At 74.4% G+C, this 18,262-nt stretch carries 20 protein-coding genes; 11 read left to right on the top strand and 9 right to left on the bottom strand.

Going from position 1 to position 18,262, the window contains the following annotated elements; translation table 11 throughout:
- Window positions 1-50: 50 nt before the first annotated feature.
- On the top strand, window positions 51-722 hold the full coding sequence (locus tag HYE82_RS09850; RefSeq protein WP_179173576.1) for a response regulator transcription factor: 672 nt from the start codon (window positions 51-53) through the stop codon (window positions 720-722).
- Window positions 723-879: 157 nt separating this feature from the next.
- Here the strand turns inward: HYE82_RS09850 and HYE82_RS09855 are convergent, their stop codons facing one another.
- Window positions 880-1,836, bottom strand: coding sequence for an alpha/beta fold hydrolase (locus HYE82_RS09855; RefSeq protein ID WP_179173577.1), 957 nt, complete (start codon window positions 1,834-1,836; stop codon window positions 880-882).
- A 120-nt stretch (window positions 1,837-1,956) separates the two neighbouring features.
- Between HYE82_RS09855 and HYE82_RS09860 the strand changes: the two genes are divergently transcribed.
- Window positions 1,957-2,565: a TetR/AcrR family transcriptional regulator gene (locus tag HYE82_RS09860; protein WP_179173578.1), complete on the top strand. Its 609-nt coding sequence runs from the start codon at window positions 1,957-1,959 to the stop codon at window positions 2,563-2,565.
- Between the two features lie 323 nt (window positions 2,566-2,888).
- A complete protein-coding gene (locus HYE82_RS37875; RefSeq protein ID WP_256987046.1) occupies window positions 2,889-3,365 on the top strand; it encodes a hypothetical protein in 477 nt (158 codons plus the stop codon).
- A 122-nt stretch (window positions 3,366-3,487) separates the two neighbouring features.
- Here the strand turns inward: HYE82_RS37875 and HYE82_RS09870 are convergent, their stop codons facing one another.
- From HYE82_RS09870 to HYE82_RS09880, 3 genes are all read right to left on the bottom strand, one after another.
- Window positions 3,488-3,874 (bottom strand): peptidase inhibitor family I36 protein, encoded by a 387-nt coding sequence (locus tag HYE82_RS09870; protein ID WP_179173579.1) that lies wholly within the window; start codon window positions 3,872-3,874, stop codon window positions 3,488-3,490.
- Window positions 3,874-4,467 carry a hypothetical protein gene (locus HYE82_RS09875; protein WP_309144253.1) on the bottom strand — a complete coding sequence of 198 codons (594 nt, stop codon included), beginning with the start codon at window positions 4,465-4,467 and terminating at the stop codon, window positions 3,874-3,876. Before HYE82_RS09875 ends, HYE82_RS09870 begins: the two co-directional genes overlap by 1 nt.
- Window positions 4,468-4,629: 162 nt before the next feature.
- Window positions 4,630-4,779 (bottom strand): hypothetical protein, encoded by a 150-nt coding sequence (locus tag HYE82_RS09880; RefSeq protein WP_179173580.1) that lies wholly within the window; start codon window positions 4,777-4,779, stop codon window positions 4,630-4,632.
- Between the two features lie 615 nt (window positions 4,780-5,394).
- Here HYE82_RS09880 and HYE82_RS09885 point away from each other — a divergent pair.
- Both HYE82_RS09885 and HYE82_RS09890 read left to right on the top strand, forming a co-directional pair.
- Complete coding sequence (locus HYE82_RS09885; protein ID WP_179173581.1) at window positions 5,395-6,687, top strand: sensor histidine kinase; 1,293 nt, start codon at window positions 5,395-5,397, stop codon at window positions 6,685-6,687.
- Window positions 6,675-7,355 (top strand): response regulator transcription factor, encoded by a 681-nt coding sequence (locus tag HYE82_RS09890; RefSeq protein WP_179173582.1) that lies wholly within the window; start codon window positions 6,675-6,677, stop codon window positions 7,353-7,355. The genes HYE82_RS09885 and HYE82_RS09890 overlap by 13 nt, the downstream gene beginning before the upstream one ends.
- Before the next feature lie 31 nt (window positions 7,356-7,386).
- On the opposite strand, the gene HYE82_RS09895 is transcribed toward HYE82_RS09890, so the two are convergent.
- Complete coding sequence (locus tag HYE82_RS09895) at window positions 7,387-8,607, bottom strand: glycosyltransferase 87 family protein (RefSeq protein ID WP_179173583.1); 1,221 nt, start codon at window positions 8,605-8,607, stop codon at window positions 7,387-7,389.
- A gap of 231 nt (window positions 8,608-8,838) precedes the next feature.
- Window positions 8,839-9,954 (bottom strand): hypothetical protein, encoded by a 1,116-nt coding sequence (locus HYE82_RS09900; protein ID WP_179173584.1) that lies wholly within the window; start codon window positions 9,952-9,954, stop codon window positions 8,839-8,841.
- A 136-nt stretch (window positions 9,955-10,090) separates the two neighbouring features.
- Here HYE82_RS09900 and HYE82_RS09905 point away from each other — a divergent pair, with 136 nt between their 5' ends.
- Window positions 10,091-10,687 carry a class I SAM-dependent methyltransferase gene (locus HYE82_RS09905; protein WP_218782444.1) on the top strand — a complete coding sequence of 199 codons (597 nt, stop codon included), beginning with the start codon at window positions 10,091-10,093 and terminating at the stop codon, window positions 10,685-10,687.
- Window positions 10,688-10,844: 157 nt separating this feature from the next.
- Here HYE82_RS09905 and HYE82_RS09910 read toward each other — a convergent pair whose 3' ends face one another.
- Window positions 10,845-12,050, bottom strand: a complete 1,206-nt coding sequence (locus tag HYE82_RS09910; RefSeq protein WP_179173586.1) for a CdaR family transcriptional regulator — start codon at window positions 12,048-12,050, stop codon at window positions 10,845-10,847.
- Window positions 12,051-12,228: 178 nt separating this feature from the next.
- Here HYE82_RS09910 and HYE82_RS09915 point away from each other — a divergent pair, with 178 nt between their 5' ends.
- The 4 genes from HYE82_RS09915 (at window position 12,229) to HYE82_RS09930 (ending at window position 16,466) form a co-directional block, all read left to right on the top strand.
- Window positions 12,229-13,161: an SGNH/GDSL hydrolase family protein gene (locus HYE82_RS09915; RefSeq protein WP_309144254.1), complete on the top strand. Its 933-nt coding sequence runs from the start codon at window positions 12,229-12,231 to the stop codon at window positions 13,159-13,161.
- A 162-nt stretch (window positions 13,162-13,323) separates the two neighbouring features.
- Entirely contained in the window at window positions 13,324-13,704 is a 381-nt protein-coding gene (locus HYE82_RS09920) for a hypothetical protein (protein ID WP_179173588.1), read from the top strand.
- Between the two features lie 10 nt (window positions 13,705-13,714).
- Window positions 13,715-14,977: a DUF1266 domain-containing protein gene (locus HYE82_RS09925; protein ID WP_179173589.1), complete on the top strand. Its 1,263-nt coding sequence runs from the start codon at window positions 13,715-13,717 to the stop codon at window positions 14,975-14,977.
- A gap of 271 nt (window positions 14,978-15,248) precedes the next feature.
- The gene (locus HYE82_RS09930; protein ID WP_179173590.1) at window positions 15,249-16,466 is read left to right on the top strand and encodes a glycosyltransferase; all 1,218 of its coding nucleotides are present in this window, start codon (window positions 15,249-15,251) and stop codon (window positions 16,464-16,466) included.
- 465 nt (window positions 16,467-16,931) lie between these two features.
- On the opposite strand, the gene HYE82_RS09935 is transcribed toward HYE82_RS09930, so the two are convergent.
- The gene (locus HYE82_RS09935) at window positions 16,932-17,288 is read right to left on the bottom strand and encodes a hypothetical protein (protein WP_179173591.1); all 357 of its coding nucleotides are present in this window, start codon (window positions 17,286-17,288) and stop codon (window positions 16,932-16,934) included.
- A gap of 227 nt (window positions 17,289-17,515) precedes the next feature.
- On the opposite strand from HYE82_RS09935, the gene HYE82_RS09940 reads away from it, so the two are divergent.
- Window positions 17,516-17,875 (top strand): hypothetical protein, encoded by a 360-nt coding sequence (locus HYE82_RS09940; RefSeq protein ID WP_179173592.1) that lies wholly within the window; start codon window positions 17,516-17,518, stop codon window positions 17,873-17,875.
- A gap of 28 nt (window positions 17,876-17,903) precedes the next feature.
- Here the strand turns inward: HYE82_RS09940 and HYE82_RS09945 are convergent, their stop codons facing one another.
- A complete protein-coding gene (locus HYE82_RS09945) occupies window positions 17,904-18,086 on the bottom strand; it encodes a hypothetical protein (RefSeq protein WP_179173593.1) in 183 nt (60 codons plus the stop codon).
- Between the last annotated feature and the right edge of the window lie 176 nt (window positions 18,087-18,262).

Here is an 18,262-nt window from a genome sequence, read left to right on the forward strand (position 1 = left end):
CCCACAGCCCCATCCCCATCCACATCCACATCCACTCCAGGAAACGAGCGATGACCGCACCCGCTGCCGGCCCGCCCGCCCGGATCCTCCTCGTCGACGACCACGCGCTCGTACGGAGCGGTGTGCGGCTGATCCTGAACGCGGAACCCGACCTGGAGGTGGTCGCGGAAGCAGGTGACGGCGCGGAGGCCATCGCGGCCGCCCGCGCGGACTCCGGCCTGGACCTCGCCGTCCTCGACATCGCCATGCCCCGCACCACCGGCCTCCAGGCGGCCCGGGAGCTGGCCCGTATCCGGCCCGGCCTGCGGATCCTGATGCTGACCATGTACGACAACGAGCAGTACTTCTTCGAAGCGCTGCGCGTCGGCGCCAACGGGTACGTCCCCAAGTCCGTCGCCGACCGCGACCTCGTGGAGGCCTGCCGGGCCGCCCTGCGCGACGAGCCCTTCATCTACCCGGGCGCGGAGTCGGCCCTGATCCGCAGCTACCTGGAACGGGCCCGCTCGGGGGCGTCGCTGCCCGACAGGCCGATCACCGACCGCGAGGAGGAGATCCTCAAGCTCGTCGCCGAGGGCCACACCTCCCGGCAGATCGCCGACCTCCTCGTCATCAGCCCGAAGACGGTCGAACGCCACCGCGCCAACATGCTCCAGAAACTGGGCCTGAACGACCGCCTGGAACTCACCCGCTACGCCATCCGCGTCGGCCTCATCGAACCCTGACCCCGGTCCTCGGCGGCCATCCCGGATGGGGCGGGGGGACCGGACCGCGGGAGGTGCGGGCGGCCGCAGCCGCGCCGGGCCCGCGGAGGCCGTCGGGCCGGTGCGGCCTGCGCCGCCATGGGGCGACCGGTGCGCGAGGCCGGTCCGCTGCGACCCGTTACGCCTGCGCGGGACCGCGGGCCGCCGCCGGGTCGAGGGAGTCGACGTCCGCCATGAAGCCCAGCATCCGGGCGTTGACCACGTCGGGGTGGTCGATCGACGGTCCGTGGCCCGTCTGGGCGATGATCTCGGCGCGAGCGCCGGAGATCAGCCGCGGTACGCGCTCCAGCTGCACCTTCGGCCGCAGGAGCAGGCTGCGCTTGCCCATGATCAGGTAGAACGGCGTCCGGATGGAGCGCAGCTCGTCCTCGGTCAGCGGCAGCGGCGCAGGCCGGCGGATCCGGAAGGCCTTCACGCCCGCGTGGATCCACGCGCGCAGCTCGGGAACGACGAGGACCGGCTGCTCCAGCCACTTGGCCAGAGCCGGGCGCAGCGCCTTCGGGGCGAAGGTGGCGAAGAGGCTGGCGAAGATCCACACGAAGAACCGCAGGCCGACCTTCTCCAGGCCGCCCGGGTCGAGGGCGGTGACCGAGGCGAGTCGGCCGGGCCTGAGATGCGCCTGGTTGATGACGAGCCAGCCGCCGTAGGAGGAGCCGACGAGGTGGACGCGGTCGAGGCCGAGCGCGTCGAGGGCTTCGTCGAGCCATTGGGCGGCGCGCTCGGGCTGCCACATCGGCTCGCGTTGCACGCTTCGGCCGGGATCGCCGGGGGTGTCGAGGGCGTAGACCGGGCGTTCGGCGCTGAGAGCGGGGGTGTTGGGGTACCACATCGCGGAGCAGCCGCCCGAGCCGTGTATCAGGACGACGGGAGTGCGCGCCTCGGCGGCGGGGTCCGCAGGACCGTACCGGTAGACGTGGGTGGTGCCGAAGCTGGTCTCGACGTCCGTCTCGGAGCGGATGGGGGCGCCCATCGCGAGGAGGACGTCCGAGGCGGCGAAGTAGCGGTCGCGCAAGGTGTCGTTGACATAGCGGCCGATGTCACGGCGGGCGCCGGGTCGCGTCGTGGTTCCGGTCACGGGTACCTCCTGGAATCCGTTCTTCGTAATACGAACGTACCACAAAGATGGTACGGCGGTATCATGAAAAGGTCCGGGGAGCCGGGCGCGAGATGCACCGAGGACGGGCGGAGACAACACATGCCGAAACGCGTGGACCACGAGGAACGCCGGACACAGATCGCCGAGGCCCTCATCCGCGTGGCCGGCCGCCGCGGACTGCACGCGGTCGGGATGCGCGACGTGGCCGCCGAGGCGGGGGTGTCACTGCGGCTCGTGCAGTACTACTTCCAGACCAAGGAGAACCTGCTCTTCCACGGGCTCCGGCACCTCACCGACCGCTACACCGCACGCGTCGGCGCGCGCCTGGCCGCCGCCCCCGATCGGGGCCCGCGCGCGACCGTCGAGGCGCTGCTGCTGGCCTCCCTGCCCACCGACGAGGAGAGCCGCACCTTCCACCTCCTGTACACCTCGTACGCGATCCTGTCGGTGACCGACGAAGGGCTGGCCGCCCAGCCGTTCATCGACAATCCCAACGCCGCCGAGGACGCCGTGACCGGCATGCTCCTCAAGGCGCAGGAAGCCGGGTTGGCGGACCCGGGCATCGACGCGCGCACGGAGGCGATCAGCCTGCTCGCCATGACCGCCACCATGGGGACGAGCGTCATCGTCGGCCAGCGCACGCCCGAGTCGGCCATCGCCGTCCTGCACCACCACCTGGACCGCATCTTCGAGGAGACACGTGACTGACCGCGGGTGAAAGCCCGACCACCGGACGTCCCGGCGCCCTCGACACGGCGCGTTTCCGGTCCCTTCGACGCGTGGTCAGGCGGGCGGCATCCGCCTGGCCACGCTCGCCGCGCTCGGCGACACCCCGGAACACCGCCGCGCGCTGTACGAGCTCGACAAGGGGTGCTCTGCGGCGTCCCGATCGCCATGAAGACGGCCGGCATGGAGTCAGGGATGCCCCGGGCATGCGGATCGCCTCGAGGTTCGGCTCGGCACGTAGCCCGGAGGCGTCCAATCCGCTGGTTTCGCCTCGGCGTCCTCCGCCCGCGGCGTAGCGTGGCCGCATGAGCGATGTCGCGGAGGGCACGGGCCCGGGGCCGGACGCGGAGCCGAAGCCGCCGTCCCGGGAGCGGGCGCGGCTGGCGGTGCGGAACCGGCAGACGGCCGCGCTGGTGTACCGGTCGGACGAGTGGGCGGTGAAGAAGGCCGCCGTGGAGGCCCTGGCCACGGTCCGCGGCTGGGGGTACGGCGAGTTGGACGCGGACGACCTGGACGAGGTGATGCGGCTGCTCGTGGGCACGGTCGTCGCGGACGGCGGGAAGCGGGTCAGCGTGCACCTCGCGGACCAGGACCGGTCCGTCCTCGTCCTCGTCCTCAGCCACCGCGTCGCCGGGGGCCGAGGTGAGCAGCACCTGCTCGGCGACCTCGCGACCGTGCCGAGCGTGCACACCTGCGGCAGCGACATCGGTGAGGACGGCCGGCGCGTGTGGGCGCTCCTGAACGCACACCCGCGGCCCCGGCGGACGGGCCGAGTGGCGTAACCCGCTCCACCGCTCACACCCCCGGCGGCTTCACCCGCTACCCGCTACCCGCTGCCGGCCGGCCTGCTCGTCGAGGCCCGGGTGGCGTACCGGCCGCAGGGGTCGACAGCGGGTGTCGGTGTTCAGCAGCTCATGGCCCAGGTGTGCGAGTCGCCGCTGTCGTTGGCCGCGCTGTTGTAGCCGACCTCCTGACCGGGGGTGAGGCAGATGGTCATGTGCCCACCCTGCTGTGCACTGGAGTACACCTTCACGTGGTCCTTGATGCCGGGGCCGGAGATGCCGTGGTTGGCCCAGGAGGAGTCCTCGTCGGCGATCCAGCTCTCCCACCAGCCGTCATCGCCGCTCCAGTTGGCGCGCTGCCCCTTGAAGTCGGCGTGTTCCCAGGCGCAGAACTCGCCGCTCGGGCAGTCCACCGCCCCGGCCGGTCCGGCCGCGGCCAGGCCGCCGGTGAGGACGAGGAATGCCGCGGCGGCGGCAGTGAGCAGCTTGCTCTTCTTCGTGGGGTTCATCAGGAGACGTTGCCTTTCCGGTGAGAGGTGGAGGGTTGGGCCAGCAGGCCGGCCGCGCGGTGCAGTGCGCGGTCGCGCAGCCGGTCGTAGGTGGTGAGTTCCTCGCGGTGCGCGGCGCGGACCTGGGCGAGCCGGGCGGGCTCGAGCCGGTTCCGCAGCTCCTCCAGGCCGCTCCTGCGGATGCAGTCGGCGTCCTGGTCTTCGCACGCCGCCCTGCGGGCGAGGGCCTCCCGGTAAGCGGGATCCTCGCGGAGGCGGGCCTGGGCCTCAGCGCGCAGGTTGTTGACGGTGACCTCGGCGCGGAACCAGCGGGCCTGGTCGCCGTAGAGGAAGCGGTGCGCCTCGGAGAGACAGCCGTCGGTGTGGGTACGGACGGTGTGGCCGGTGGCCAGGGTGATCGACAGTTCGGCAGGGTCGGTGCCGAACAGCGCCTCCTCCCGGGGAGGCGGGCCGACCGCGCCACGGGCGGTGAGGCAGCGGTCGACCAGCACCTGCTGAGCGGCTTTGATCAGGTCACTGCGGCCCTGCTCCGAGGTGGGCAGGGCAGGCCGGGGCGCTTCCCTGCAGCCCGAGGCGCACAGCACAGTGAGCACGAGGGCCACCGTTGCCCGGCCGATCGCCCGCACCCGGGCAGCGCTGCATTCCACACCCTCTCGAACGATCAAGGACGGCCGACGACACGGTGCGCGCCCCGCACATCCCCACGGCCGCCGGGAGCGATCCGGCCGCCCGGCGGACGGACGGCCGGCGGTGGGTCAGTCCTCGCCCAGGATGATGTGCTCCTCGACCGCGGGGTCCGGCCTGTTCTCGGCGCTGCGGCGGACGTTCTCGGCCGGCCCGGGACGAGGGGTGGTGCGCCTGGCCTCTTCGGGCTGGTCCGTGCTGGCGAAGTCGTTGCGCATCATGGTCTTCCTTTCATCCGACCGGGGCGGAGCTCGTGTGCGCTCCTTCCCGGCGACCGTGCAAAAAACAGGGCGCGACCACACTGTGACGGGCCGCACGACACGCCGCCCCCGGTGGGGCGCCGTCCGGGTGACGGGCCGGCGCCGGCCCGCGGCCGGGTGGGGCCGCCCGCATGCGGCGACCGCCAAGTAGCCTCGTCGGGCAAGGGCGATGCCGATGTCGATGTCGATGTCGATGAGGATGTCGATGAGGATGAGGAGACGGTGCGCTCGCTGTTGCGGGAGCAGCACCCGGACCTGGCCGGGGGCTGGCACTGGGCCAGGTGTCCGCGGGCCAGGAATGTGGCGCCTGGGGGACGACTTGGCCGTCCGGCTGCCGCGCAGCCGACCTCGTCCGCTCCGGCGCGCGCGGGCGGTCGGTCGGCGAGCCGCCGAGGCCGCGCGGGCCTCCCCTTCACGCCCCTGCCGACGGCGGGTCCGCCAGGATCCCCCGACCTCTCTGACGCGCACGTCGTGGTCCGGCACCGTGTCGCAAGGCGACTCCGCCCGCCGCTCCCGGCGCCGGTGCCCTGACATAGGGTCACGGTGAGACCCACCGCCGCACCGGAGGACCGACGCATGCCCGAACTGCCCGCGCCCGTCCGGCTCGGGACGGCGGTGAGGAGCCGACCTGGGCGGTTCCTGCTGTCGTCGTGGCCGTGGCGCTGCTGGCTCCACCTGGCCTCCGGGGCCCTGGTGGGGTACGCGGTGCTGGCCGTGCTCGCTGTGCTGCTCGTCGCCGGGGTGCTGCTGTCCTGGCTGGGCATCGGGCTGCTGCTGCTCACCGCCGCGGTCCTGACCGCCGTACCCGTCGGCGCGCTGGAGCGGCGGCGGCTGCGGCTGGTGGAGCCGGAGCGGGTCGCGGACCCGCACGCCCCGGCGGCCGGTGCCGGGCCGATGAGCCGGCTGCGGACCCGGCTGCGGGAACGGGCCACCTGGCGCGAGCTGGGGTACGCCGCCCTGCTCGCCGCGGTGTTCGGGCCGGCCGGACTCGGGGTGACCGCCCTGCTCGCCTTCTCCGCGGCGCTGGTCGCGAGCCCCGTCATCGTGTGGGTGCTGGCACCGGAAACGGTGATGCTGATCCCCGGGCGCGCCGTCTCCGGCCCCCTGGAGGCCCTGGGCGGCACCGCTGCCGGACTGCTCGGGCTGGTCCTCGCGGCGTACGCGGGCGGACTGATCACCGGCACGCAGGTGCGTCTGGCACGAGCCCTCCTCGGGCCGCGCGAGGAGGACGTCCGGGTGGTGGAGCTGACCCGCTCCCGGGTCCGGCTCGTCGACGCCTTCGAAGCCGAACGGCGTCGGATCGAACGGGACTTGCACGACGGCGCCCAGCAGCAGCTGGTGGCCCTGAGCATGACGCTGGGGCTGGCCGAACGGGAGCTGCGCGGGAGGCCGGAGGCGCAGGAGGCGGCCGAACTGGTCGCCCGGGGGCGGGCGGAGGCCAAGCAGGCCCTGGCCCAGCTCCGGGAGCTGGTGCGGGGCATCCATCCGCAGGTGCTGACCGATCACGGTCTGGCGGCGGCAGTCACGGAACTCGCGCTGCGGCACCCGGTTCCGGTGACGGCCGAACTGGACGGGCTGCCGCGGCTGCCCGATGCGGTCGAGGCCACCGCGTACTTCTGCGTGGCGGAGGCCCTGGCCAACGCGGCCAAACACAGCGGGGCCGGCCGAGTGGAGGTCGCGGGCCGGGTCGTGGACGGGAAACTGGCCCTCACGGTCACGGACGACGGCCGCGGCGGCGCCGAACCGGCCGCCGGCGCCGGCCTGGTGGGGCTGGCGGACCGGCTGGCCGTGCTGCGGGGCAGACTGGTGGTGTCGAGCCCGGTGGGCGGGCCGACCGTACTGCGGGTGGAGGTGCCGTGCTCCGGCTGATCCTGGCCGAGGATTCCGTGCTGCTGCGGGCCGGGCTGACCGAGGTGCTGTCCCGCAGCGGGCACGAGGTGGTCGCGGCCGTCGGCGACGCGGAGGCGCTGGTGCGGGCCGTGGCCGCGGAACGGCCCGACGTGGTGGTCACGGACGTACGGATGCCGCCCGACTTCCGGGACGAGGGTCTGCGAGCGGCCCTGGAACTGCGCGCCGCCGACCCGTCGTTGCCGGTGCTGGTGCTGTCCCAGTACGTGGCGACGGCGTACGCGGCGCGCCTGTTCGGCGGGAGAGCCGGCCGGACGGGCGGGACGGCCGCCCCGGGCGGGCTCGGCTACCTGCTGAAGGACCGCGTCGGCGAGGTCGACGAGTTCCTCGACGCGCTGCAACGGGTGGCCGGCGGGCAGACGGTACTGGATCCGGAGGTGATCCGCGTGCTGCTGAACCACCGACCGGCGGACCACCCGCTCGGCCGGCTCACCCCGCGGGAACGGGAGGTGCTGGCGCTGATGGCGGAGGGGCTCAACAACCAGGCCGTGGCGGCGCGGCTGTTCGTGACCGAGGCGGCCGTGGTGAAGCACGCGAGCAGCATCTTCATGAAGCTGGAGCTCGACCCGGCGGAGGGCAATCGGCGGGTCCTGGCCGTCCTCGCCCACCTGCGGGGCTCCGCCGGCTGACGGCCGCCGCGGGACGGCCTGCCCCGGGTGCTCAGCGGCCGGTCGGCGGGCGCGAGTACGGTCCGGCGGGCGCAACCCGCGCCGGTGCGGGCGAGGCGGCGACGACCCGGGACGGCAGCGGCACCGCGGCCGGAGCGGCCGACCGCGCCCACAGCACCAGCAGGACCGGCAGCGCCAGGTAGCCGAAGCGCCCCGCAGGGGCCAGCAGGAACGCCACCGTCAGGCCGACGGCCAGCCGGTCTGCGGCGGCGACCACGGTCCGCGGCGGCCGCAGCACCAGCGACACGGCCACCACTGCACCACCGAGGAGCAGCAGGGCCACCGTCACCCACCAGCCCCACGGTCCGAGTTCGCCGATCAGGCGGCCGGGCAGCGGGCTCCTCGCCGGAGTCGCCACCTCGGCCCGCCCGGTCGGGAACGCAAACACCTGCCGGACCAGTTCGGCGGGCTGCAGCAGGGCCGCCGGCAGCACCGCCACCGCCGTTCCCGCCGCCGCGACCGCCCCGCACCGCACGGCCGCCCGCCACCCGTACACCGCGGCCAGCAGCACCACCGCGACCGGGACGGCCGGCCAGGCCGTCCACTTCACCGCACACGCACCGGCCAGCGCGAAGCCGGCGAGCACCGGCCGTCCGGTCGCGGCCGCGGCCAGTGCCAGGCAGCACAGCCCCGCCAGCGGCAGGTCCACCCCGCTCACCGCCAGAGGGAGCGCCACCACCGGGGAGGCGACCAGCACCGGCATCAGGCCGCGGAGGCCGGCACCGCGTTCGCCGAGAACCCGTCGCCCGCCGCACATCCCGCCGAGCAGCGCGGCGGCACACCAGATCCGGGCGTCCCCGAGCAGCCGGGGCAGCCCGCCGGATTCCCCGAGCAGCGCCCGCGGTATCCCGAACAGCGCCATGCCCGGCAGGTACGGGGTGTATTCCTCGACCCGGCCGGGCCGGTCGACGTACGGGCTGCCGGAGTCCAGCAGCAGGCGGCCGGACCGCTCGATGACGGCGACCTCCGACTGGCCCTGCCCGGTCCACACCAGATACAGCAGCGGGACGGCGACCGCTCCGGCCAGCGCGAGCGCGAGGGCGGCGCGGGGCCGCCGCAGCCCGGTGGCGCAGGCGGCGCCGAGGTATCCGGCGGCCGCACACCACCCCCACAGCCGGTGCGTGGCCAGCGTGGACACCAGCGGGAACGACAGCGCCCAGGCGGCTGCACACAGCCAGCCGAAGGCCCACCAGGAGGGTCGGGAGGAGGTCATGCCCCCATTGCAGCCGCGGCCACCCCACCGGGTCTGCCCACCCACACGGACACTTCGGGGTCGGGTTTCCCCTACCCCGAGGTGCCGCGGGGCGGCCGTCCGCCTGCAGCCGGGGCTCTTCCAGGTACATGCGGCAGCCGGTGAGCATGGCGGCCCGGGCCGAGAGCCGTCGGCGCCTCGGCCCGGGCCGCCCACCGGTCGACGACCTGCCTGGCCGGATCGCGCGGGGTGTCAAGGCTTCGGCAGGAACGCCTGCTTGCTCGCGCAGGTCCACACCGTGGCCCGGCCGATCCCGTTCTCGTCGAGGACGCTGCCGCCGACCCGGTCGTCGTCGGTGACCGCGTGGGCGCTGCCGCGGCGCGGACCGGAGCCGCCGGGAAGGGCCAGCACCGGTCCCTTCCCGGGCCAGTACGCGGGCTGCGTGCTCTTCCGCCAGCCCTCCTCGAAGGAGACGGCGGCGCCGACCACCGCCCCGCCGGTGGGGCTGGTGGCCTCCAGGGACAGCTCCTCCTCTCCCGCCAGCCGGCCGGGCTCGGTGGGGAGCGCGTCGTACGGCTGCTTCCAGGTCGCCGGCCGGAAGTGCTGCAGTTCGCGCCAGGCCGTCCACTCGTGGCCGACCACGCGGCCGCGGTTGTCGATGGCGCTGCCGACCGTGGAGTACATCTGCGCCTCCTGGTTCCACGCCTGGAGGCTGTACGGCGGGTACCCGCTGGCCGGCCAGACCACCGGGTGGGAGCGCAGGACGATCTCGTCGGTCTCCTGGTTCCAGTACTCGCTGTACAGGTTGCCGAGGATGTCCCCCCGCTTGTTGACCGAGCTGACGGAGAGCCGGCTGTTCGGATAGGCGTCGGCGGGCGCCGGGAGTTCGCGGACCACCGAGCCGTTCGCCCACTCCTTCGCGACGCCGTTCTCGCTGGTGACCACCCGGCCGGTCGCGCTGACCGCGGCGGCCGCGCCGTAACGGCCCGGGGTGGTCAGCAGCCGGACGGCGGTGTCGCCCGGCCGGTAGCTGAACGCGGCCCTGGTGTCGAAGTCACGCGTCAGCGTGCCGGCCATCAGGCCGTTGTCACTGACGGAGGTGACCGTGCCCCCGGTCCAGCCGTCGGGCATCGGCACGGCGTGCGCGGTGGACCCGGTCCAGTAGACCGGCAGACCGTTGCTCGTGCCGACCGCGAGGTCGCCTCGGCCCAGGCCGTGGACCGTCCCGCTGCGCGTCGGCCCGTCGGCGGACAGTGCGTCCAGCGTCCGGAGTTCCGGTGTGCAGCCGGCGGCACCGGCCGGCCCCGCGGCTGTGATCAGTCCTGCCAGTGCGACGGCGGCAGCGGCCGCGGCCATGCTCTTCCGCATGCGGAGAACCCCCCTGGTTGTGGCATGTACGAGCCACATACTGCCGGGAAAGCGGGCGGAATGGTACAGACCGTTTGTGATCGTTCGCTTGGGCGGGCTCGCGCGTCGGCGGGGCGGCGTGTGCTTCGATGAGGGGGTGGAGAGCATCGCACGGCGGCTCCTGACCAAGGGGTTCGGCCGGCCGAGCGGCTTGCCGGGCCGTCTCGGCGGCCGGCTCATGGCCCACGGCAACGCCGCCACCGAGCGCCATGCGGTCGCCGTCGCCGCGCCCGCCGAACACGACGTCGTCATCGTCCTCGGCCCGGGACCGGGCGTCGGGCTCGAAGCCGCCGCCCGGCGCTCGGCCCATGTCGTCGGCATCGACCCCTCCGAACTCATGCTCGCCGCGGCCCGCCGCCGCTGCGCGGCCCCGATCGCCCGGGGCCGTCTCCGCCTCGTCCTCGGCACCGCCGCCCGTACCGGTGAACCCGACGCCTCCGCCGACGTCGTCATCTCCGTCAACAACCTCCACCTCTGGCCCGACGTACCCGGCGCCCTCGCCGAACTCCACCGCGTCCTGCGACCGGGTGGCCGTCTCGTCCTCTCCGCCCACGAGAAGTGGCTTCCCGCCGGCCTCCCCGCGCTCGCCGGCCTGGTCGTCGCGGCCAGATTCGGCTCCGTCCGCACGTGGACCTGGGAACCCCCGAGCCGCATGGCATCGACAGCGGCGCAACTGAGCGCGGTACGCACGTAGGTTCTCGGGCGGGGTGCCGCAGCGGTCAGCGCGTCTGCGCCCTCCACGCGGCGAACAGGTCGGACGTGTGGGCCTCGGGGGCCGCGCCCTTCCCGTCACTGACTCGGTGTCGTCCCCGGCACCCTACGCACCCCCGGCCGCGCACGCCGCGGTCCGCCTACGGGGCGCGGTCAGGGTCGGGCATCAGTCGCAGCGCGTGGAGTGCCACGGCGAGGTCGGCGACCGCGCGGGGGTCGCGCAGCGAGCGCCCCGTCAGCTCCTCCAGCCGGCGCAGGCGGTAGCGGACGGTGTTGCGGTGGCAGTACAGGAGCCGCGCCGCGTCTGCCGTCGAGCCTGCCGCAGCGAACCAGCACTCCAGGGTCTCCAGCAGGCGGTCCCGCTCGTCGGCCGGCAGCCGCAGGACCCCTTCGAGGACGGCGCGGGCTATCCGGCCGGCCTCGTCCGGGGCCGCGGCCACCAGCAGGGCGGCCGGACTGTCGTCGAAGCGTGCGACCCCCGCGGGTCGGCCGCGGACACCGGTGAGCGCCAGGCGGGCGAGCCTGAGGGCCCTGGGGGTGTCCCGCAGGTCCCGGTACGAGGGGCTGACGCCCACGCGGACGGCTGCCGCCGCCCGGTGCAGGACGTGCAGGACCGCGTCGTCGGCTCCCGGGCGGCGGACGGCCACCACGCCGACGTGGAGGTCCGGCAGCAGGCGCCAGGCCGACCGCAGGTGTTCGGCGAGGAGGCGCGCCTCGATCCCGGGCAGTGCCTCCCGGCCGGGGCCGGGCACCTCGGCGGCGACCACGACGTAGGGGCCGCCGGTCGGCAGGCCGAGTACGTCGGCGGCTTCCCAGAGGGTGGTGCGGTCGGTGAGCAGGCCCGTGAACAGGGCCTCGACCATCGCCGAACGCTCCCGTTCGCGCTGCAGCACCATCTCGGCTGCCTCCTCCCGGTACGCGTCGCTCGCCGACGCCGCGAGGCCCCCGTTCACCCACCAGGCGGCCAGCGACATGATCGTTTCGGTGGTGAGGCCCTGGGTGGAGCGGGCCTCGGCGGCAATGGCGGACCACAGCACCTCGGAGCCGACGCGGTAGGCGTGCAGCAGCTCGGCCAGCGGCGTTCCCCGGCGTGCCCGTTGGCGTCCGGTCTCCTGCGCCGGCGCCCCTTCCGCGCACCGGCCGTCGACGAGCTGCCGGAGCACCTGCTCGCAGTTGCCCCGGCACGATGCGGCCAGCTCCGCGAAGGGAACGTGCTCGTCGCCCCGGTAGTACGCCACCTCGGCACGGATGCGGCGGGCCATCCGGGTGCCGAGCTCCTCGGTGCGCGTGAGCAAGGCGGCCGCCACGGGCGCGATCTCGGCGGGTGCGTCGGGAGTGCGGCTCATGCCCGCAGGCTACAAACGGCCGCGTGCGGCGGAAGGTGCATTGTGCCCCGGGACAACGCGGGGCGGCGCGGGTGTGTGTGCCGGCACATGGCCCGGGCCCGGGTCCGGCCAGCACGATACGAGGACGTTACCGGCCGGTATCGGACCGCTCCGTCGTGCTGTCTCCTCAGGGGGAACCGTGTCCACAGCCGCAACACCCCACAGCGCCCGCCGTGCTGCCCGCCGTGTTTCCGTCCTGGCCGGTGCCGCGCTCGTCGGCTCCGCCCTCACCCTTGCCACCGCCACCGCCTCCGCGCAGGCCGCGGCCCCTGCCCCGCCCTCGGCGCCCGCCGGGACGGCCAGGTACGTGGCCCTCGGGGACTCGTACGCCGCCGGGGCGGGGGTCCCCGCCCAGTCCGCGGGCCTGTGCCTGCGCTCCGACCGCAACTACGGCCACCTCGTCGCCGCGGCCCTCGCCCCGTCCGCGTACGTGGACAGGACCTGCACCGGAGCCAAGGTGAGCGCCCTCACCACGCCCCAGACGGACGCCGGGACCGTCGTCAACGGCCCTCAGCTCGATGCCGTCACGTCCGACACGTCCCTGGTCACCCTCACGCTCGGCGGCAACGACATGGGCACCTCCGACGTCGGCTTCGTGGATGTCGTGGCCGTCTGCACGAGCCTCGCCCTGACCGATCCCCTCGGATCGCCCTGCCGGGACTTCTACGGCGACACGCTCGGCAGGCGGCTCGACTCGGCGGCGGCACGGCTGACCGACGGCCTGCGCACGCTGTCCGCCAGGGCGCCCCGCGCGAAGGTGGTCGTCGTCGGCTACCCGTCGGTGCTCCCCGACGATCCGTCGGCGTGCCTGGGCAAGCTGCCCGTCACGACCGGCGACCTCCGCTTCCTGCGCTCCGTCATCGGCGAACTCAACGAGAAGACGGCCGGGGCCGCCGCCGCGGCGGGCGCCGCGTACGCCGACACCCTCGGCCCGACCAGGGGCCACGACAGCTGCTCCCCGTCCCCCTGGATCGAGGGAGTCCTGCCCACGTCGCCCGCAGCGCCACTGCACCCCAACGCCCCCGGGCAGCGCGCCATGGCCGAGGCGGTGTTGCGGGCGCTGGGCCGCTGAACCCGCCCGCACGCCCGCCCCGTCAGGGACGCTGCGCTGCCGCACGCCCTGCTGCGCTCCGTCGAGCCAAGGGATCATGTGACTGGGTCCGCTCGCCGCGCCGCCGTTTCCTGAAGGGCACTCCCCCACGGAGCAGGAACCACAACGAGACCGTCCTGACCCGTGACCGAGCGCACCGGCATGGACACCGAACAGAAGGACGGCCCCGTCCGGCTCCACGCCTCGGCCGACGCCGAGGACGAGGCGCCGGTCGGGGCCCTGCTCGTCGAAGGCGGCCTGCACCGGGCGCGGGGCGACCTGGAACGGGCCGAGCACACCATGAGACCGCCGTCACCTGCCACAACCTGGCCTGCCCCGCCTACCGGCGGGGCCGCCTCGCCGAGGACGAGCAGCTCTGCCGCCGCGCGCCGGCCGCCTGCAGTCCTGCTGCGGCACGTGATCGACTGCAACGCGGCCGAGGAGGTCGAGGAGGAGTGCGCGGTCCCGGCGCCTGCCGGGGCAGGGCGGCGGGGCCGTGATCAAGGGGGGTCGCCGGCCGCGTAGGGTTTGCGCCATGGGATGGACAGCGGGGAGCGAAGGGGGTACTTCGCCCGGACTCCAGGGGTGGCAGGCGCCCAGCGCCGTCGAGCGCGGGCTGTACGAGGCGAGGGTGCGGGGCGACTGGCCGGCGTACTACGACCTCGTGGCCCAGGCGGACCTGTTCATGATGCAGTCCAAGGCCGCGGTGGACGCCAACCGCGGGACCAGCCGCTTCCACCGGTACTGGAACCCCCGGACCGGCACCTACTGCCTGGCCGTGTACACCGCCGGCATGCTCCCGCCGCCGGCACCCGACCCGGTCTACAACGCCTACTCCCTGGGCTGGTTCGCGGGCGTGTGGGAGGCCGGCGACCCGCCGTACCTCGTGGTGAACCCGGGCAGCCCCTGCGAGGGAGTACTGCCCGCCGGCCCCGAGGGCCGGGAGCTGTGGCAGCGGCACTACGCGAAGGTGGAGCGGCGCGGCCTCGCGCGGGACGCCGTCCACACCCTCGAGATCGGCGGCCCGCTCCACGGCCGGGTGGCTTTCGGCCTGGCCGTCGGCGCGCACCTCTCCGTCCGCAACGGCCGGTTCTGGAACGCGATGGCCTACCACGGCAGCGGCTACACCGCCGAGCGGGAGATCCTCGAAGAGTGGTGGGGCGTCACCACCCGGGAGGGCTGGCTGGAGATGCAGGAGCTGCTGCTGAGCGCCGGCATGGTCAGCAGCCTCTGGAAGTTCGTCCTGCGGCTGCGCCGTGAGATGGCCCTGGACTTCGCGGGTCCCGTCGACGCCGACCACTGGCGTACGGCTGCCGCCCACGTCGTACGCCGCCGGGCCGAGGAGGCAGCCGAACCGGTGCTGACTCCCGACGGCGTGGACCGGGGCCGGGTCGTGACCGCGTCCGAGGTCGAGTCCGACGTCGACCGCGTGCAGCGGCTGATCGGCCGGATCACCCGCTACGAGGCCCGGTTCCGCGCCGACGGGATCCTGCCGGAACGCGGCTACGTGCGCACCATCGAGGCGTGGGACCACGGCCGCGCCTCCGGCATGGCCCGCTGGGGCCTGGCCGCCCGTCTGTGCTCCCTGCAGGAGGCGGAGGCGGCGGTCGTCCGCGCCGGGCGCCTCGTCCACGCCAACTACCGCTCCTGGGAGGACTTCTCGGCGGCGTACGTGCTCGGCCGCTGCCTGCACTTCGACGAGGAGGAGTTCGGGCAGTGGTACGAGACGGCACTCCGCGGCCACCGCGTCCTCACCACCGACCCCGCCAGCCCCTGGCGCACGCTCCCCTGGGCCTGACGGGTCGTTCGCCGCCCGCGGCTCGGGCTCGGGCCCGGTCCGCCGCGGCACCGCCGGCCTGGGCGCCGGTGCGTCGTCGCCGTGCCGTGGGGAAATGACCGGTCTGCAGCGGCAGTTCGGCGGAGGTTCGAGGGAGGCGCGCGGGAAAGGGGGTGATCCCGCGCCTGTCCACTCTCAACGTATAGCCGACCGGGGGGCTTGCGGCAAGGCCCCGGGAGTGACGCAGAATCACCGACCGAAGCCGTGGTGCGAGGAAACGGGGAGTGGCGCAGTGCGAGTGGTGCTTTCGACGTATGGGTCGCGAGGGGACGTCGAGCCGCTGGTGGGGCTCGCGGAACAGTTGCGGGGGCTGGGCGCGGAGGTGCGGGTGTGCGCGCCGCCGGACGAGGACTTCGCACAGCGGTTGGCCTCGGTCGGGGTGCCGCTGGTGCCGGTCGGGCAGTCGGCGCGTGCGCTGACGGTCGCGGCGCCGCGGCCGTCGTCGCTGCCCGAGCGCGCGGCCGCGCTGATCGCCGGGCAGTTCGACGCGGTCATGGCGGCGGCCGAGGGGTGCGACGTGCTGATGGCGACTGGTGCGATGCCCGCCGCGGCGGGAGCGCGGTCGGTGGCCGAGAAGCTGGGCGTTCCGTCGGTGTCCGTGACGTTCCAGCAGCTCACCCTGCCGTCTCCGCACCGCCCGCCGCTGGCGTACCCGGGCCGGCCGTTTCCGCCGGAGGCGACCGACAACCGGGAGCTGTGGGAGCTGGACGCCCGGAGCATCGACGCGCTGTTCGGCGAGGCGCTCAACGCGAACCGGGCCTCGGTCGGCCTGCCGCCTGTGGACGGCGTCCGCGACTACGTCATCGGGGACCGGCCGTGGCTGGCGACGGACCCGGTCCTGGACCCGTGGCGGGGGGAGCCGGGCCTCGGCGTCGTCCAGACCGGCGCGTGGATCCACGCGGATCCCCGCCCGCTCCCGGCCGGGTTGGCGGCGTTCCTGGACGCCGGTGCGCCGCCGGTGTACGTGGGCTTCGGCAGCATGGCCCTGCACGCGTCGGGGGACGTCGCCCGGGTGGCCATCGAGGCGGTCCGGGCGCAGGGCCGTCGCGTGGTCGTGGCCGGCGGCTGGGCCGATCTGGCCCTGGTCGACGACCGGGACGACTGCTTCGCCGTCGGCGAGGTCAACCAGCAGGCGCTGTTCCGGCGGGTGGCCGCCGTCGTCCACCACGGCGGCGCGGGTACGACGACGGCGGCGACCCGGGCGGGAGCGCCCCAGGTGGTGGTGCCCCAGACGGCGGACCAGCCGTACTGGGCCGGGCGGGTGGCCGACCTGGGCATCGGCGCGGCCCACGACGGTCCGGCTCCGACGTTCGCTTCCCTGTCGGCGGGGCTGCGGACGGCCCTGGCGCCCGGGACCCGCGCGCGGGCGACCGTGATGGCCGGCAGGGTCCGCGCGGACGGAGCGGCGCTGGCGGCGAGGCTGCTGCTCGACACGGCCGGCCTGCATTGACGGACGGTCCGGCGAGCGCCGGCTTCGGCCCCGGCCGGCCCTGAGGAACGCCTCGCTCCCGGCCCGGGCGACGGTCTGTGCGGCGGCCCCGGCGGCAGTGCGCGGATGCGGAGGACTCGCGCACCCGGCGGCCCGCGATCCCGGTTGCGGCGAGGGCGCGGGCCACGTGTTCGCTGCGGGTCTGCGGGCACGGCGTTCCGGACGCGGATGCCAGGGGGCTTCTCCGGCTTCCGCTTCCGCTTCTGCACCAGGCGGTGCACGGTACGGATCAGGCGCGACGGGGATGCCGGGGGCCGGTTCCGGGCGTGGCGGGTGCGGGACGGGCCGTCCTGTCCGGTACAGGGAAGACGGGCTGAAGGCTGGCCTTCAGCCCGTCGGCCGCGCGGCACGAGGAGAAGGGGTGCCCACCGCGCGGCCCTTCGGGAAAGCCGTTGTCATCGGGTCCCCTGCCCCGGAGTGGGTGTTTCACACTCCTGCGCGGCCGTGGATCCGCAGGTGGATGTCCTTCTCCTGGTCGCCGGCGGCGGTCCCCACCGTGTCGATCACGAAGGCCGAGTCCAGCACGGCGACGACACGGTCCACCGCCCGGTAGCCACCCTGGGCCTCGACGCTCACCTGGTGTGCCAGAGGGGCCACTGCGGCCGGGGTCGCTTCGGTGGGGGCCGACACGTCGTAGGCGGACGCCCAGACCGTCGCCCCGCCGCCCGACCGCGGCCTGGTCGTCTTCTCCGCCGTGAAGGCCGCGTCCAGCGTCGCGAAGACGGCACGGGCGTCCTCCTCGGCGCAGTCGCTGACCACCACGGTCACCTCCGTGCTGCTCATGACGGGCTCCTCCCTGCGGCCGGAACGGGTTCGGTCCTCCTCCAGCATCCACCCGCACCCGCCACCGCGCGCTGCGGCCTGTCCGCGGCCGCACGGACACGGAGAGTTCCGAACGGCTGCTGCGGGCGCGGGGATCGTCCTGTTGTTCGACATGGCGCGGCACGGCTTTGGCGGGGGCGTCCGGGCTCCGGCGGCGGGCCGCGGGGCGCGGGGTTACGCTCCGCAAGATGGAACGCGCAGAGATACTCAAACGAGTGATCGGCATCCTCACCGAGGCACAGGACATCCGCCTGGCCGCGGAAGCCGGTCAGGAGATCGAGGCTCCGGCGGACGGCGTGGCCACGCTGCTCCTGAACGAGATGCTGCCGTCGATCCGAGTGCCGGCCGACGCGTCCGCGCAGCAGGTGGCGGCCCATGTGTCCAAGGCGCTCGGCCCCGCCCTGCACACGATGGTCTCGGGGTTCAGCCTGGCGTTCACGAGCCTGGCGATCGCGCACGACGGCGGGCGGACGGACGTCTCGTCGATCGAGGTCCTGCAGGAACTGGCCCTGGAGGTCGAGGCAGGAATGTACGACGAGGGGCCGTAGGCCTCCGCTCCGCCGGGTCCGAGGGCGGTCAGTCGGCGTCGTCGCTTCCCTCGGCCATCGTGCGTTCCTGCCGTCTTCTCAGTTCCTCGGGGCTCTTGCCGGCGACCGGCTTGCTGGCCTCGGGGTGGACCGGGTCCGGACCGGGATGCTTCTGCGGCTGCTCCTCGCGGCCCGTGTACGGCTTCCGCCGCTTGTCGTCGTTGCCCTTCACGGCTGTGCCTCCCGGAAGTCTCCGTCGTCCGGTGTCCCGACTGCCTGCGCCTGCCCCGCGAGCGGCCGGGGCAACCGTCCCCCGTCCGGCTTCCCCGGACCGTGAGTGCGCTGCGGGGAGGCGGGCAGGCGCTCAGGGAAGGGCGGCGGCTCCCCCGCCTGGCGGCTCCCCCGCCT

Origin of the sequence: Streptomyces sp. BR123, from assembly GCF_013401435.1 — a bacterium.
In the GTDB taxonomy this organism is placed as follows: Bacteria; Actinomycetota; Actinomycetes; order Streptomycetales; family Streptomycetaceae; genus Streptomyces.